The sequence below is a fragment of the Telluria sp. LT2P34 genome, from assembly GCF_059685915.1.
Window position 1 is genome coordinate 838,909 of the sequence record NZ_JCASIN010000002.1, and the last position, 15,377, is coordinate 854,285.

Annotated in this window: 16 protein-coding genes; 8 read left to right on the top strand and 8 right to left on the bottom strand. The window is 64.6% G+C overall.

The window, feature by feature from the left end; genetic code table 11:
- Nucleotides 1–361: 361 nt before the first annotated feature.
- From AC56KZ_RS09610 to AC56KZ_RS09635, 6 genes are all read right to left on the bottom strand, one after another.
- Nucleotides 362–889, bottom strand: coding sequence for a DNA-deoxyinosine glycosylase (locus AC56KZ_RS09610; RefSeq protein ID WP_497161926.1), 528 nt, complete (start codon nucleotides 887–889; stop codon nucleotides 362–364).
- 9 nt (nucleotides 890–898) lie between these two features.
- Complete coding sequence (locus tag AC56KZ_RS09615; protein WP_497161927.1) at nucleotides 899–2,317, bottom strand: efflux transporter outer membrane subunit; 1,419 nt, start codon at nucleotides 2,315–2,317, stop codon at nucleotides 899–901.
- A complete protein-coding gene (locus AC56KZ_RS09620; protein WP_497161928.1) occupies nucleotides 2,314–5,496 on the bottom strand; it encodes an efflux RND transporter permease subunit in 3,183 nt (1,060 codons plus the stop codon). The genes AC56KZ_RS09615 and AC56KZ_RS09620 overlap by 4 nt, the downstream gene beginning before the upstream one ends.
- 4 nt (nucleotides 5,497–5,500) lie before the next feature.
- Nucleotides 5,501–6,676 carry an efflux RND transporter periplasmic adaptor subunit gene (locus AC56KZ_RS09625; protein ID WP_497161929.1) on the bottom strand — a complete coding sequence of 392 codons (1,176 nt, stop codon included), beginning with the start codon at nucleotides 6,674–6,676 and terminating at the stop codon, nucleotides 5,501–5,503.
- A gap of 161 nt (nucleotides 6,677–6,837) precedes the next feature.
- The gene (locus AC56KZ_RS09630) at nucleotides 6,838–7,695 is read right to left on the bottom strand and encodes an alpha/beta hydrolase (RefSeq protein ID WP_497161930.1); all 858 of its coding nucleotides are present in this window, start codon (nucleotides 7,693–7,695) and stop codon (nucleotides 6,838–6,840) included.
- Nucleotides 7,692–7,859 carry a hypothetical protein gene (locus tag AC56KZ_RS09635; protein ID WP_497161931.1) on the bottom strand — a complete coding sequence of 56 codons (168 nt, stop codon included), beginning with the start codon at nucleotides 7,857–7,859 and terminating at the stop codon, nucleotides 7,692–7,694. Before AC56KZ_RS09635 ends, AC56KZ_RS09630 begins: the two co-directional genes overlap by 4 nt.
- Nucleotides 7,860–8,019: 160 nt before the next feature.
- Between AC56KZ_RS09635 and AC56KZ_RS09640 the strand changes: the two genes are divergently transcribed.
- The 6 genes from AC56KZ_RS09640 to AC56KZ_RS09665 all read left to right on the top strand — a co-directional run bounded on the left by AC56KZ_RS09640 (nucleotide 8,020) and on the right by AC56KZ_RS09665 (nucleotide 11,946).
- The gene (locus AC56KZ_RS09640; protein ID WP_497161932.1) at nucleotides 8,020–8,976 is read left to right on the top strand and encodes a LysR family transcriptional regulator; all 957 of its coding nucleotides are present in this window, start codon (nucleotides 8,020–8,022) and stop codon (nucleotides 8,974–8,976) included.
- Nucleotides 8,977–8,994: 18 nt separating this feature from the next.
- Nucleotides 8,995–9,459, top strand: a complete 465-nt coding sequence (locus tag AC56KZ_RS09645) for an Mpo1 family 2-hydroxy fatty acid dioxygenase (protein WP_497161933.1) — start codon at nucleotides 8,995–8,997, stop codon at nucleotides 9,457–9,459.
- Nucleotides 9,460–9,524: 65 nt separating this feature from the next.
- Nucleotides 9,525–9,971 carry an outer membrane lipoprotein gene (locus tag AC56KZ_RS09650; RefSeq protein WP_497161934.1) on the top strand — a complete coding sequence of 149 codons (447 nt, stop codon included), beginning with the start codon at nucleotides 9,525–9,527 and terminating at the stop codon, nucleotides 9,969–9,971.
- A gap of 50 nt (nucleotides 9,972–10,021) precedes the next feature.
- Entirely contained in the window at nucleotides 10,022–10,969 is a 948-nt protein-coding gene (locus tag AC56KZ_RS09655) for a DMT family transporter (RefSeq protein ID WP_497161935.1), read from the top strand.
- A complete protein-coding gene (locus AC56KZ_RS09660) occupies nucleotides 10,966–11,463 on the top strand; it encodes a GNAT family N-acetyltransferase (RefSeq protein ID WP_497161936.1) in 498 nt (165 codons plus the stop codon). The genes AC56KZ_RS09655 and AC56KZ_RS09660 overlap by 4 nt, the downstream gene beginning before the upstream one ends.
- Before the next feature lie 303 nt (nucleotides 11,464–11,766).
- Nucleotides 11,767–11,946: a hypothetical protein gene (locus AC56KZ_RS09665; protein WP_497161937.1), complete on the top strand. Its 180-nt coding sequence runs from the start codon at nucleotides 11,767–11,769 to the stop codon at nucleotides 11,944–11,946.
- Nucleotides 11,947–11,955: 9 nt separating this feature from the next.
- On the opposite strand, the gene nhaR is transcribed toward AC56KZ_RS09665, so the two are convergent.
- Nucleotides 11,956–12,855, bottom strand: coding sequence for a transcriptional activator NhaR (gene nhaR, locus AC56KZ_RS09670; RefSeq protein ID WP_497162132.1), 900 nt, complete (start codon nucleotides 12,853–12,855; stop codon nucleotides 11,956–11,958).
- A gap of 112 nt (nucleotides 12,856–12,967) precedes the next feature.
- Between nhaR and AC56KZ_RS09675 the strand changes: the two genes are divergently transcribed.
- Both AC56KZ_RS09675 and AC56KZ_RS09680 read left to right on the top strand, forming a co-directional pair.
- Entirely contained in the window at nucleotides 12,968–13,372 is a 405-nt protein-coding gene (locus AC56KZ_RS09675; protein WP_497161938.1) for an HPF/RaiA family ribosome-associated protein, read from the top strand.
- A gap of 14 nt (nucleotides 13,373–13,386) precedes the next feature.
- Nucleotides 13,387–14,352, top strand: a complete 966-nt coding sequence (locus AC56KZ_RS09680; RefSeq protein WP_497161939.1) for a TerC family protein — start codon at nucleotides 13,387–13,389, stop codon at nucleotides 14,350–14,352.
- Nucleotides 14,353–14,401: 49 nt separating this feature from the next.
- On the opposite strand, the gene AC56KZ_RS09685 is transcribed toward AC56KZ_RS09680, so the two are convergent.
- Complete coding sequence (locus tag AC56KZ_RS09685) at nucleotides 14,402–15,253, bottom strand: dienelactone hydrolase family protein (RefSeq protein ID WP_497161940.1); 852 nt, start codon at nucleotides 15,251–15,253, stop codon at nucleotides 14,402–14,404.
- Nucleotides 15,254–15,377: the final 124 nt, after the last annotated feature.

Consider the following 15,377-nt stretch of genomic DNA (forward strand, 5'->3'; position numbering starts at 1 on the left):
CCGCTTGCTGCGGGCTTCGTTTCAATGTATTGCCAATGCTTGTATCGCTGCCCCAGCCCATGCTATCTGCGTGGTGCGGAGCCCTGGACGCCCACGCTATCTGCGTAGTGCCTCCATCGTGTAAGTCGACCAACGTATCTCGAATCACAATCCCGCTTTGCTGGTCGCGGCGACATTACACATATCGCACTGCGGGCTGTTGCGGGATGTCTCTGAAGTTCAGTGAAACCTTCACCAGAACTCCTTCGACTGAACACAGTGTAACACGGTTGGCGAAACCACGTATGGCTGGGTCAGCTTTTGCCGCCTGGCGCGTGCAAAGCGCACGAATCCGTTGCGTAGCTGCTCAGTTCGCTGCCGGTCAAAACAAATCGGCTTGCGCAGGCGCGGCCGCGCTGCCGTCCGTCAGTTGCCGCCACAGCTGCAGCTTCTGCTCGAAGCTCAGCGTCATGTGCGCCGGAGAACTCGAGGGCAGCACGACGGTCCGGTAGCCGGCCTGCGCGAACTGGGGGGCGAACTTGCCCGAGGCCTGGCCGTTGAAGCCGACCGTCCGCAATTGCGGGCACAGGCTGCGCAGGCGCTCGAAATCATTTGCGGCCGGCTGGCGGATGGCCGAATCGAGGCTGCCTTCGCGCTCGCAGGCGCCGAGCACGTCCCACAGGCCGAAGCCGTGCGCCAGCAGGCGCTCCAGGCGCTCGGCATACGGCAAGACTGCCAGCTCCTCCCCGGCCAACTGGGAGACCAGCGGCCAGAACTGGTTGCGCGGATGCGCGTAGTACTGGCCGGCGGCGAGGGATTGGGCACCGGGGAAGCTGCCCAGGATGAGGATGCGCGTATCTGGCCGCAGTACCGGCGCCAGGCCGGTCAGCAGTGTCGACGGGATGGTCATGCGTCCATTCTAGCCCCAGCCGCCGCCCAGGGCGCGGATCAGCGCCACCGTCGTCATGGCGCGGCTGCCGCGCAGCTGGACCGCGCTGCGTTCGGCCGCGGCCAGGTTGCGCTGGGCGTCGAGCAGGTCGAGGTAGCTCGAGCGGCCGGCGTCATGCAGCTTGCGCGCCAGTTCCGCCGAGCGCCGCGCCGAACGCACCGCCTCATCGAGCTGCGCGCCCTGCTCGCCCAGGATGCGCAGGCCGGCCAGGTTGTCCTCGACTTCGGCAAAGGCGCCCAGCACGCTCTCGCGCCAGGCGCCGACCGCTTCTTCCAGCCCCGCCTCGCTGCGCGCGACATTGGCGGCATTGCGCCCGCCGTCGATCACCGGCAGCGACAACAATGCGCCCAGCACCCAGGAACCGCTGCTCCATTTGAAGGCCTGCGACAGCGCGCCGCCGACGCCGCCGCCCGCGGCACTGATGTCGAGCGCCGGGAACATCGCCGCGCGCGCCACGCCGATGCGGGCGTTCGCCGCCTCCATGCTGCGCTGGGCACTGGCGATATCGGGACGGCGCTCGAGCAGGGTCGAGGGCAGCCCGGCCGGGATGACGGGCAGCGCGGCGGTGTCGGGCAGCGGGTTGGCGGCCGCCGTGAAATGCGCCGCCGGCCGCCCCAGCAGCACCGCCAGCGCATGTTCGGCCGTGGTGCGCTGGCGCTGCAGGCCGACGGCTTCGGCGCGGGTCGTCGCCAGCTCGGTGCGCGCGCGCGCCAGGTCGAATTCGCCGATGGCGCCCAGCTCGAAGCGGCGAGCATTGATCGCCACGCTTTCCTCGCGCAGGCGTACTGCCCGTTCGAGGGTCTCGAGTTCGGCGTCGAGCGTGCGCAGGCGCAGCCAGGTCTGGGCCACGTCCGCCTGCAGCGACAGCAGCACCGACCGGTAGTTCGCCTCGACAGCGCCGGCGTCCCGCCGCGCCGCCTCGACGTTCGCTGCCACCCGGCCGAACAGGTCGACTTCATAGCTGGCAGTGAGGCTGGCCGTGTAGGTGCTGCGCGCAGGGGCCTCGTTTGAGGCGCGTCCGCGCTGGGCGCCGACGCCCAGCCCCACTTGCGGCACGCGATCGGCCTGCGCGATGCCGGCGATCGCCCGCGCCTGCTTGACGCGGGCCGCGGCCACGGCCAGGCTGGCATTGTTGCGCGTCGCCTCGCCGACCAGTCCATTCAAGGCCGGGTCCTGGAAGGCCAGCCACCACTCGCCGCGGGCCTGGGCTTCGCTCGAACGGGCCGGCCGCCACAGGCTGCCGTCGGCGGCCAGGCGCGGCGCGTCGGACACTTCCTTGAACGCGACCGGCACCTCCATCTGCGGCTGGCGGAAGGCGGGCGCCGCGCAGGCGGAGAGGAGCAGCGCGGCCATCAGCGGGGCCATGCCCCTTGCGATCATCTTGTTCATTGCGCAACTCCTTCTTGGTGCACGGCCGGCGCAACATGCGCGACCGGCTTTTCAAATCGTTTTGCGAACGTGCGCAGCAGGACGTAGAACAGCGGCGTCAGGAACAGGCCGAAGAAGGTCACGCCCAGCATGCCGCCGAACACGGCCACACCCATCGCATGGCGCATTTCGGCGCCGGCGCCACTGGAAAACACCAGCGGCAGCACACCCATGATGAAGGCGATCGAGGTCATCAGGATCGGACGCAGGCGCAGGCGGCTCGCCTCCAGGGCGGCGTCGACCACGCTGCGGCCATGGTGTTCCAGCTCGCGAGCGAATTCCACGATCAGGATCGCGTTCTTCGAGGCCAGGCCCACCAGCACGAACAGCGCGATCTGGGTGAACACGTTGTTGTCGCCGCCGGTGAGTTTGACGCCGGCCAGCGCGCACAGGATCGACATCGGCACGATCAGGATCACCGCCAGCGGCAGCGTCCAGCTTTCGTACTGGGCCGCCAGCACCAGGAACACCAGCAGTACGCACAGCGGGAAGACATAGATCATCGTGTTCCCGGACAGGATGTCCTGGTAGGTCAGGTCGGTCCATTCGTAGGCGATCCCCTTGGGCAGCGTCTCTTTCGCGATCTGCTCCATGATGGCCTGGGCCTGGCCCGAAGACACGCCCGGGGCCGGGCCGCCGTTCATGTCGGCCGACACGTAGCCGTTATAGCGCTGCACGCGGTCCGGACCATAGGTGTCCTTCACCTGCATCAGCGACGACAGCGGGATCATCTCTCCCTTGCTGCTCCTGACTTTCAGCTGGGCGATCTGCTCGGGCTGCGAGCGGAAGGGAGCGTCCGCCTGGACCCGCACCTGATAAGTACGGCCGAACTTGTTGAAGTCGTTCACGTAGAGCGAGCCGAGGTTCACCTGCAAGGTCTGGTAGATGCTCGCCAAAGGCACGCCCATCTGCTTGGCTTTCACCCGGTCGACGTCCGCGTACAGCTGCGGCACGTTGATCTGGAAGCTCGAGAACACGCCTTGCAGGCGCGGTTCGGCCCAGGCTTTCGCCTGCATCGCCTGGGTTGCCTTGTACAGCGCGTCGTAACCCAGGTTGCCGCGGTCTTCCAGCATCATCTTGAAGCCGCCGGTCGTGCCGAGGCCATTTACCGGCGGCGGCGACAGCACCATCACGAAGGCGTCTTCGACGGCGCCCATGCGCTTGTTGATTTCCGCGGCGATGGCTTCGGCCGTCTGGTCCTTGCCTGTGCGTTCGCTGAACGGTTTCAGGCCCGTGAACACGATGCCGGCATTCGGGGCATTGGTGAAGCCGTTGATCGACAGGCCAGGGAAGGCGATCGACGATTCGACGCCGGGGATTTCCTGGGCAATGGCCGACATCTTGCGGATCACGGCGTCGGTGCGGTCCAGCGAGGCGGCGTCCGGCAGCTGGGCAAAGCCGATCAGGTAAGCCTTGTCCTGCTGCGGCACGAAGCCCGGCGGCACCGCCTTGAACATGAACAGCGCGGCCACGGCCAGCAGAGCGTACACGGCCAGCGACAGGGTCTTGCGGCGCAATACGGTCTGCACGCCGCCTTCGTAGCGGGTCGAGGCGCGCCCGAAGAAGCGGTTGAAGGCGGCGAAGAAGCGTCCGAAGATGCGGTCGATGATGCGCGTTGCGCGGTCCTTCGGCGCATCGTGGGATCTCAAGAGCGCGGCTGACAAAGCCGGCGCCAGCGTCAGCGAAGCAAAGGCCGAAATCACCGTGGAAATGGCGATGGTCAGCGCGAACTGGCGGTAGAACTGGCCGGTCAGGCCGGACACGAAAGCGATCGGCACGAACACCGCGCACAGCACCAGGGCAATCGCAATGATCGGTCCCGACACTTCGCGCATGGCCTGGATCGTCGCGTCGCGCGGCGACAGGCCGTCAGTGATGTTGCGCTCGACGTTCTCGACGACGACGATGGCGTCGTCGACCACGATGCCGATCGCCAGCACCAGGCCGAACAGGGACAGCGTGTTGATCGAGAAGCCGAACATCAGCATCACGGCAAAGGTGCCGACCACCGACACTGGCACCGCCAGCAGCGGAATGAGCGAAGCGCGCCAGCTTTGCAGGAACACGATCACCACCAGCGCGACCAGCACGATCGCCTCGAACAGGGTGACGATGACGGAGTCGATCGACTCCCGCACGAATTGGGTCGGGTCGTACACAATGCTGTATTCGACGCCTTCCGGAAACTCTTTCGACAGCTCGGCCATCGTGGCGCGCACGTCGGTAGATAATTGCAGCGCATTCGCATTCGGCGCCTCGAAAATCGGGATCGCGACCGCCGACTTGTTGTTCAGGAGCGAACGCAGTGCGTACGAATTCGAGCCCATCTCCAGGCGCGCCACATCTTTCAACAAGGTGGTCGCGCCGTCGTCGCCGGTCTTGACGATGATGGCGCCGAACTCTTCGACCGACTCGAGGCGGCCCTGGGTATTCACGGTGAGCTGGAACTCGGCGCCCTTGCTCGGTCCCTGGCCGATCACGCCGGCCGCCACCTGCACGTTCTGCTCGCGGATGGCGTCGACGACGTCGCCCACGACCAGGCCGCGCGCGGCGACCTTTTGCGGGTCGAGCCAGACGCGCATCGCGTAGTCGCCCGAGCCGAACAGCTGCACCTCGCCCATGCCGTTCAGCCGGGCCAGGCGATCCTTGACGTTCAGGGTCGCGTAATTGCGCAGGTAGAGGTCGTCATAGCGGCCGTCGGGCGACTTCAGGTGCACCACCATGGTGAGATTCGGCGAACTTTTCACGGTGGTGACGCCGATCTGGCGCACCTCCTCGGGCAGGCGCGGCAGCGCGCGCTGGACCCGGTTCTGCACCTGCGACTCGGCCTGCTCGATGTCGGTGCCGATGGCGAAGGTCAGGGTCAGCATCAGGGCGCCATCCGAGGTGTTTTGCGAGGACATGTAGAGCATGTTCTCGACCCCGTTGATCTGCTCTTCCAGCGGCGCGGCCACCGTTTCGGCGATCACTTTCGGGTTGGCGCCGGGGTATTGCGCACGCACCACCACCGAAGGCGGCACCACGTCAGGATATTCGGACACCGGCAGGCGGAAGATGGCAATCAGGCCGGCCACGAAAATCAGCACCGACAGCACCACCGCAAAAATCGGTTTGTCGACGAAGAAGCGCGAGAAATTCATCGCATCACTCCTTGGCTTGCGAGGCGGAAGCCAGCGCCAGCGCCGCATCCATCGGCACCAGTTTCGGCGCCAGCGGCTCGCCCGGACGCACGCGCTGCAGGCCATTGACGACGATTTTCTCGCCTGCTTTCAAGCCCGTGCGCACCACGCGCAGGCCGTCGATGACCGGGCCCAGCGTGACTTGCCGGTATTCGGCCTTGTTGGCGGCGTCGACCACGACCACGAACTTGCGGCTCTGGTCGGTGCTGACGGCGCGGTCGCTGATCAGGACCTCCTTGCGGCTGTCGGCCGCGCCCAGCTGGACCCGTGCGAACAGGCCCGGCACCAGCGTGCGTTTGTCGTTCTCGAACAGGGCGCGCATGCGCACGCTGCCGGTGCGGGCGTCGAGCTGGTTGTCGACGAACTCGAGCCGGCCCTCGTGCGGGAAGCCCTGCTCGTTGGCCAGGCCGACACGTACCGCCACCGGCATGCCCTGCTGGGCGCGGGCGCCGATCCGCAGGTAGGTTTCCTCGTCGCCGTCGAAGCTGGCGTAAATGCGTTTCATGGATACGACCGACGTCAGCACGGCAGTCGGGTCGACCAGGTTGCCGAGCGTGATCTCGGCTTTCGAGACGCGGCCGTCGATCGGCGCCACCACGCGGGTGTCGGCCAGGTTCAGGCGCGCCGATTCATATTGCGCCTGGGCGGCGCCGGCATTCGCCTCGAGTTCCTTCTGCGCTGCGAAGGCTTCGTCGAACTCGCGTTTGGCGATCGCCTTGTCCGCCAGCAGGCTTTCGGCACGGGTCAGCTCGCGCCGCGCCAGTTCCAGCTTGGCGCGCGCCGAGGCCGCCGCGGCGGATGCGCGGTTCGCCTCGGCCTGGTAAGGACGCGGGTCGACGATGAACAGGACATCGCCCTTCCTGACTTCGCTGCCCGGCTTGAAGTTCACCGCGGTGATGAAACCGCTGACACGCGAACGGATCTCGACCCGTTCCACCGCTTCCAGCCGTCCCGAAAACTCCTGGGTTTCGGCGACCGCTTGCTCCAGCACCAGGGCAGCCGAGACCGGCGGCGGCGGCGGGGCGGCCGCGGCCTTGCTGTTGGCGTCGCCGCAGCCCGCCAGCGTCGCGGCGAGCAGGCCGGCTGCCGCGAGGGCCGCAAACAGTGGACGGACGGTTTTAATTACGTGTTGGTTTTTCATGATGGCCTCTTTTTTATTGCGAGAATGTTAATCAGCAGGCGACACCCGTCCCTCCCGGCGCGCATGCTGGCAAACGCGCGGGTAAAAGGGGGCTCGCCGCGCCCATGGTAGGGCGCGGGTCCTGTCAATCGATGATGGGAATGCCGGGGAAAGGTGCTGGCTTAGCCGGGCGGGGCCTCCTGCCCGCAGAGGCTTGCGATGAAGGTCGCGATTTCACTCAGCGCGGCGCCTTCGCAGGCGCATTCGTTGCGGTCGTCGGCCTGCTGCGGCGCCGGCAGCAGGCGGCGCACGGTGGCGGCAACGCCGAAGCTGGCCAGCTTTTCGCCGTAGGCTTCGGCTTCGTCGCGCAAGGGGTCGTCCTCGGCCGACAGGATCAGGGCCGGCGGCAGGTTCTTCAGCCGGCTCGATTGCAGCGGCGAGGCGTAGGGGTGGGTACGGTCGGCGGCGTTCGGCAGGTAGCCGCGGTAGGCGGCGGCGCAGCTGTCTGCCAGTTTTTCCTTGTCCGGGCAGAGCGGCATTTCACGCATCGAGCAGGTCGACAGGCCGGGGTCGAGCATCGGCATCAGCAGGATTTGCCCGTCGAGTTTCGGGGCGCCGCGGTCGCGCGCCATCAGCGCGCACACCGCCGCCAGGTTGGCGCCGGCCTCGATCCCGGCCACCAGCATGCGCTTGCCGTTCCAGCCGAGTTTCGTCTTGTTCTTCTTGGCCCACAACAGCACCGCATGGGCATCCTCGACCGCGGCCGGGAAGGGACGCACGGTGGCCAGCGTGTAGTTCGACGCGAGGATGACTTGCGAGCCGCTGGCGTCGGCCAGGTGGCGCAGGAAGCCGTCGGCGTCGTCGAGGTCGCCCTTGACGAAACCGCCGCCGTGGAAGAAGACGATCAAGGTGTCGCGCTTGGAGGGGACGCCGGCCGCGTACAGGCGCGCTTTCAGCGGACCCTGCTCGCCGGCGACTTCGAGTTCGCGCACACGCACCGCGTCGGCCGCCAGGCTGCGGCTGTCGAGTGGCGCGTTCATCGGGTTTCCTGTGGTGCGGACGCCAGCACGGTGGTCAATGCATGCACGCCACGGGCCTCGGCGCCGGCGGCCTGGCCGTAGGCGCCGCTGGCGATCACGCCGGCCATCGCCAGCGTGCCGAGCGCCAGTGCAATCGTGCCTATTACCGAATCCGCGTGTTTCATGATGCTGCTCCTGGCGCCGTGGGGCGAAGTTGTGTGTGTCAGTACGCTCACTATAGACCTCGTCTACAATCTGATAAAGACGGCAATAGTGAAATCATTGTTCGCAATTCGCGAACAATAGCCGATAAAATGGCGGCGCATTGGCGTCGGCGAGGGAATCATGAACAAATTGCAGGCGATGGAAGTGTTCGTCCAGGTGGTCGATACCGGCAGTTTTACGCGCACTGCGGAGCTGCTGAACCTGCCCAAGGCCAGCGTGTCGACCCTGGTGCAGGCGCTGGAAAAGGCGCTCTCGGCCAAGCTCCTGCACCGCACCACGCGCCAGGTCACGGTCACCTCGGATGGCGCCGCCTATTACGAGCGCTGCGTACGCATCCTGTCGGATGTGCGCGAGGCCGAGGAATCGCTGTCGCGCATGCGCATCAATCCGAGCGGCCGGCTGCGGGTCGGCACGCCCACCGGTCTGTCGAGCGAGATCCTGGTGCCGGCCCTGCCGGCCTTTTTCGAGCGCTATCCCGACATCACGCTCGAACTCGACAGCACCGACCGCCCGGTCGACCTGGTCGAGGAAGGTGTCGATTGCGCGGTGCGTGGCGGCCCCCTGTTCGACACCAGCCTGATCGCGCGGCGCGTCGGCATCATCCACTTCGTCACCGCCGCCTCCCCCTCCTACCTGGCGCGCTTCGGCGTTCCCCGCCATCCGCACGACCTGGCGCAGCACCGCTGCGTCAACTATTTTTCGGCCAAGACGGGCAAGGTCTACGACTGGGATTTCAACCGCGACGGCGAACGCATCGAGGTGCCGATGCCGGGCGTGATCGCGCTGAACGACTCGAATGCGTATGTCAAGGCGGGCCTGGCAGGCCTCGGGATCATCCAGATGACCGATTACCTGTTGACCAGCCATGTCGCGGAAGGACGGATGGTGCCGGTGCTGCCGGACTGGACGAGCGACCCGCTGCCGGTCCACATCGTCTACCCGCAGAACCGCCACATGTCGGCCAAGGTACGCGTTTTTGTGGAGTGGGTATCGGAACTGTTCGCCAGCCATCCGCAGATGCGGCTGGGGGCGCGTCCGGCCGTGGCTGGCGGTGTAGAATCCCAGGCATCAGTGTGAACATCGCCGGAGACTTCCATGGACCAGACCGCACAGCCGCGCAATGAAGGCAACCAGCGCAACATCCACGCCCTGCTCGAGCAGTACGGCGACAGCCACCGCAACCCGACCAACGAGCGCTTTCACTTCGTGTGCGTGCCGCTGATCGTGTTTTCGCTGCTGGGCATCCTGTGGACCATCCACCCGGTGGCGGCGCTGGCGGCGGTGGGCTGGGCGATGTGGTACTACTTCCAGCTGTCAAAGCCATTTGCTTACGGCATGCTGGCGATGTCGGCCCTGATGCTGGGGATCCTGGCGATCATGCCGCCGATGACGGTGCTGCCGCTGTCGATCGCCATCTTCGTGGTGGCCTGGATCGGCCAGTTCATCGGCCACAAAATCGAGGGCAAGAAACCTTCGTTTCTGGATGACCTGCGCTTCCTGCTGATCGGCCCGCTGTTCGTGCTGGGCTTCCTGTACCGCCGGTTGAACGTGGCCTATTGACCTCGCGCGCTGGCGCCGGCAGGAGTAGACTTTTCGGGAGCACCTTGCGCTTTTCGGAGACCGCCATGAAACCCACCCTCGCCCTCTTCTGCGCGGCCCTGCTGGCCGGCTGCGCCACGCCGCCGCCCTCTGCCAGCGTCTACCGTGCCTACCAGACCCAGAACGAGCAGGTCGTGCGTACCGGCACCGTCGAATCGGTGCGCAATGTCGTCATCGTCAACCCGGAATCGGGCGTCGGCACCATGGGCGGCGCGGCGCTCGGCGGCATCGCCGGCTCGCACGCGGGCAGCGGCCGCGGCTCGGCGGCGGCCAGCATCGTCGGCGCCATCGCCGGCGGCCTGCTCGGCCAGCGGGTCGAGGCGAGCGCGAATCAGCGTCCCGGTTTCGAAATCACCGTCAAGCTCGACAGTGGCGAGCTGCGCGCCATCACCCAGGCGGCGGACGAATTGTTCCGCCCCGGCGAACGCGTGCGCCTGGTGAGCAACGGTTACCAGACACGGGTAACGCACTAGCCCAGGAGCGGCAGTTCCCTTGCGGGGCGGAAAGCACGTATACTCCCGCGATGCCTACTTCCGTCCTGTTCATCATCGCCTCGCTGATCTGGGGTTCGACCTTCTGGGCCATCACCCTGCAGCTGGGCGAAGTGCCGCCGTCGGTGTCGGTGGTCTACCGCTTCGCGCTGGCTTCCGCCACCCTGTTCGCCATCTGCATGATGCGCGGCCACAAGCTGCAATTGCCCTGGCGCACCCAGAAATGGCTGATGCTGCAGGGACTGGCCACCTTCGGCCTGTCGTATATCTGCACCTACCAGGCCGAAGAAGTCGTGGTGTCCGGCCTGGTCGCCGTGTTGTTCGCGCTGATGGTGTTCTGGACGCCGCTGCTCGGGCGCGTCTTCCACGGCACGCCGATCGCACCGCGCACCTGGACCACGGGCGCGGCGGCCATCTGCGGCGTCGGCCTGCTCTTCTACCACTCGATCGGCAGCGCCTGGCAAGACATGCAGGCGGGCGGCAGCGGACAATTCCTGCTGGGCGTGGTACTGGCGCTGGTCGCCACCATCGCCAGCTCGGCCGGCAGCATCGTCGTCGGGAATATCCGCAAGGAGTCGAGCAACGTGATGCTGACCACCGCCTGGTCGATGCTGTGGGGTACGCTCATGGTCGGGCTGTATGTCGTCCTGACCGGCCAGCGCTTCGTGGCGCCGCCCAGCCTCACGTATACGCTCGGCCTGATCTACCTGTCGCTGTTCGGCTCGGTCATCGCCTTCCTGGCCTATTTCACGCTGATCAACCGCATCGGGCCGCAGAAAGCCGTGTATATCGGCGTCATCACGCCGGTGCTGTCGGTGCTGCTGTCGATCAAGCTGGAAGCCTATCGCCCCGGCCCCATCGAGTTCCTGGGCATGATTCTGTGCCTGGCCAGCGTGGCCTGGGCCCTGCGCGCACCCGCTGCCAAACCGCTCGCCTCCGCAACCCTGAATAACGTCAACAACGCCATCGAAACCCCATGACCGCCGTCACCCATTTTTCCATCCGCCCCGCTGAACCCGCCGACGTTACCCACATCCACGCCATGATCGTCGAACTGGCCGTGTTCGAAAAACTCGAGCACATGGTCGTCGCCACCGAAGAGCTGCTGCACGAAGGCCTGTTCGGCATGCGTCCCGCCTGCGAGGCGATCGTCGGCGAGGAGAACGGCGAAGTCGTCGCCTTCGCCCTGTTCTTCCATAATTTCTCGACCTTCCTCACGAAGAAGGGCCTGTACCTGGAAGACCTGTACGTGCGCCAGTCGCATCGCGGCAAGGGCTATGGCACGCAATTGCTGTCGCGCCTGGCGCAGCTGGCGGTAGAGCGCAACTGCGGCCGCTTCGAGTGGTCGGTGCTGGACTGGAACGCGCCGGCCATCGGCTTTTACGAGACGATGGGCGCCGAGATCCTGCCGGAGTGGCGCATCTGCCGTGTCACCGGCGAGTCGCTCGACCACCTGGCGCGCCGCGCACTGTAATGTAAAGCCGCCGCACAAGAAAAAACCCACGGGACCGTGAGGCGCCGTGGGCGAACCCATTTTTTAGGATGGGGAGGGGAGACCGGAAATCGAGTTCACTATAGCCGCGTGAGCTCGTGGAAAGTGGTTGTTCTTACAATTGCTTACCTCTCTTACCGCTTGTCTGATACCTATAATTACCGAGCTGTAGATTGGCAACTTGAGGTTCGTCAAATGATGAAACCGGCTGTCGCACGATTGAGTTAGCACAAGTGCAATAGATGGGCCGCAATGAAAATGTGCTCTTCGCATAAGGAAGACGCCATGACTCGCATCCTGAAACCGGTCGCCAGGCGGCTCTACAAAGCCTGGCTGCGCACCCGCCTCGACAACTACACCCGCAGCCTGCACGCCATCGCGGCCCAGCGCGAAAATGATTTTCATGCCGAGCGCATATTGCACCGGGAAGTAACGGCAATGCGTTCGAAGCTGCAGTCGCTGTGAAGCGAAGACTCAGACGAACAGCTGGTCGCGCGCCATGGTGCTGATCGCCACGGTTGCCGGATGGCTCATGCGCCGTTCCGTACTGATGGCATACACCTGCTCGACAACAGAATCAACCTGACCGAGTGCGACCACCTTGTATTGGCTGCATACATTCGGCGCAATCACGGCAGGCGCAAAAAACACCCCTGCACCGGACTGGCCGAAGGCTTTCATCATGGCGCTGTCGTCGAACTCCCCGACCACGCGCGGGTGCACATCGCTGCTTTCCAGCCATCTCAACAGACGGTGGTGGATGGCGAAATCTTCGCCGGGCAAGAGCATGGGCGCCTCGTGCAGGCAGCCGGGAAACTCCCCGCTCAGTCCGGCAGCGAGCGCCGGCGTCGCGAACGCGGTCATGGCACTTTCGCCAAGCAGGTGATTGTAGGCACGCACGCTGAAATGCGCCGGGATCGGCCGGTCTGCGATCACCAGATCGAGCCGGTGTACCGCAAGGTCTCCAATCAGGCTGTCGAGCCTGCCTTCACGGCAGATCAGCTTGACCGGCTCGCGCAGTTTCAAGGCCGGTTCCACCAACTTGCATGCGATCAGCTTCGACACCGAGTCGGCGCAGCCGACACGAAACGACCTCGTGGCCGTCAGGGTCTTGTCGCGCAGTAGCTCGAGCAACTCATCGCCCGTGTTGAAGATGTCCTCGGCGAAGCTGACAATCCGGCGACCGGTATCGGTCAGCTCCAGGTTGCGGCCGGCCCGACGAAACAGCTCGACCCCGAGCGTGTCCGCGAATTCGCTGAGCTGCCCGGAAACGGATTGCGGCGTCAGATGCAGCTGCGCGGCTGCCTTGGCGACACTGCCGGTTTTCGCCACCATCCAGAAGTAGCGCAGGTGTTTGTAGTTGAGTGATTGCACGGTCGCCCCTGTAAACATCGAAAAAACCGAATCGACGATAAGTATTATTCGGATTGTACGATGTTTCGCCACCCCATATAGTCGGGTCTTCAACCCCAACAGGAGATCCACCATGCGCGTCGCCATTCAATCCAACGGTTTTGTCATGACCATCGCATTACGCATGTACACCGAGCAGCGCTTGTCCGTCGCACTGGGCTGGGCGCGCCATCATATGCGCAAGCTGGCCGTGTCGCTGTCCGACATCAACGGGCCACGCGGCGGCGTCGACAAGCGCTGCAAGATCCAGGTCCAGCTCAGTGGCGGACGCGAAGTCATCATCGAGGAATGCGAAGCCGATCTGTATGCCGCGATCGACCGCGCCGCCGACCGTGCGGACCGCGCTGTCGTGAAGCAGGTTGAACGCGCCCGCCAGTTTTCGCATGACCGGATGCCCGCCCCTGCGTCGATAGCCGACGCCACGGATGATGGCACAGTGCCCGATCACGGCCTGACCGATTTTTCAACATCGCGCTGAATGTGGAGTATTCAATGAATAGCCTGGAAAGTATTGCAAGCGGCCCGATGTGGGCCGGTTTCGTCGGCTTCGTGCTGGTGATGCTGGCGCTTGACCTGTTTGTCTTCGGCGGAAACAAGGCGCACAAGGTCAGCGTCAAGGAAGCCGGCATCTGGTCCCTGGTCTGGGTCAGCATGGCCTTGCTGTTCAATGGCGGTCTGTGGTGGTACCTGAAAGGGACGGTGGGTGCGGAGATCGCCGACCAGAAGGCGCTCGAGTTTTTCTCGGGTTACCTGATCGAGAAAGCGCTCTCGGTCGACAACGTCTTCGTCTTCCTGCTGATCTTCACGGCCTTCCAGGTGCCCCAGCAATACCAGCGCAGGGTATTGATCTACGGCGTACTGGGCGCCATCGTGATGCGGGCCATCATGATCAGCGCCGGCGCCTGGGTGGTGAGCGAATTCAGCTGGGTGCTCTACCTGTTCGGCGCTTTCCTGCTCTACACCGGTCTGCGGATGCTGGTGGCGGTCGACCAGGAACCCGACGTGGCGAACAATCCCGTGCTGCGTTTCGCACGCAGGCACCTGAAGGTGGCCGAGGGCGACCACGGAGAAAAGTTCTTCGTCACGAAAGCAGGTGTGCGCTATGTCACGCCCTTGTTCCTGGTGCTGATCCTGATCGAGGTAACCGACCTGGTGTTCGCGGTGGATTCGATTCCGGCGATTTTCGCGATCACCACCGATCCGTTCATCGTGTTCACCTCGAACATGTTCGCGATCCTGGGCTTGCGTGCACTGTATTTCCTGTTGGTGGATGTGGCTGACCGCTTCCATCTGCTGAAATATGGCCTGGCCATGGTGCTGACCTTCATCGGTACCAAGATGCTGATCATGCCGTGGTACCACGTACCCGTGCAGGCCTCGCTCACCGTGGTGGCTGTGCTGATTGCCGGCAGCTGTATCGCCAGCGTGTTTGTGACGCGGAAGAAAAGCGGCGAGTAAGGAAACGCAAAAGGGGAGCGCTCTACAGGGCTCCCCTTTTTTCGGCGTCTCATTTCACTGCAGGTGTCACCCGCAAGCGACCCAAAAACTCTTCCACACTGCTCTCCCACAACGGCAGTGCGCGATGAAACAGCTGGTGACCATTGATTTTATCGACCTCGAGCAGCTTGAAGCTGAGGTCGCCACCGGCTGCCTTGAAGGCAGCGCCATACCTGGCCATTGCGGCGTCCGAATAAAACGCGTCGCCACGGCCGTACAGGAAAAGATGGGGAATCCGGCTGCGCGCCCCTGCCTCGCCAAACAAGGCAAGGTTGGCGTCGACCGGCCCGCAATCATCGTTTTTCCAGCCTCCGGAAAAATTGATCACCCCAATCGCAGACCCCGGATGTTCGGCCGCATACAAGGTTGCCAGGATGCCACCGCGAGAATGGCCAGCAAGAATGACTTTGTCCATTGCTGCCCAGGATTGCTGGCCCAGCCAGGCATACACCGCATCGACCGACGCGGACGCGTAGGCTATGCCTTTCCTTGCCGCCTCGACGGTGCAGGGGGAAGGCTCTTCCTTGTTGCTACCCTCGGATTTTCCACGCCCTCGACGCATCGGCACAATCAGCGCGACCCCTTTCGCCGTCAACCAGGCGCCAAACGCCTGCGGATTTTCCGTGTGGGTAGGCGGAATCGGTCCGCCGCTGGAGCCATGGTTGAAAACCATGACCGGGAAAGGCCCCTGCCCGCCCGGTTTGAACAGGGTCGCTTCGAGCCGGATGCGGCGGTCGCCGAACAGGCCCGGGTCTTGCATCGGTATCCAGACCGTTTCGCCGACCTGCGCGGCAGCATGTTGCAAGCCAGGCAAAACCAGCATTACCAGTATCACCAGCGGCCAGCGTGCGCGTGCCTTCATCCTGCCTCCTGTTAATCAGCGGTAAAAAGGTGAGAGTGACAGATTGTTGCAACCATGGCAATTCGGCGTGAACCAGGGCCCCAGAGAGCGTTTCATCCAACGAACATATTTTGTTGGTCCAATG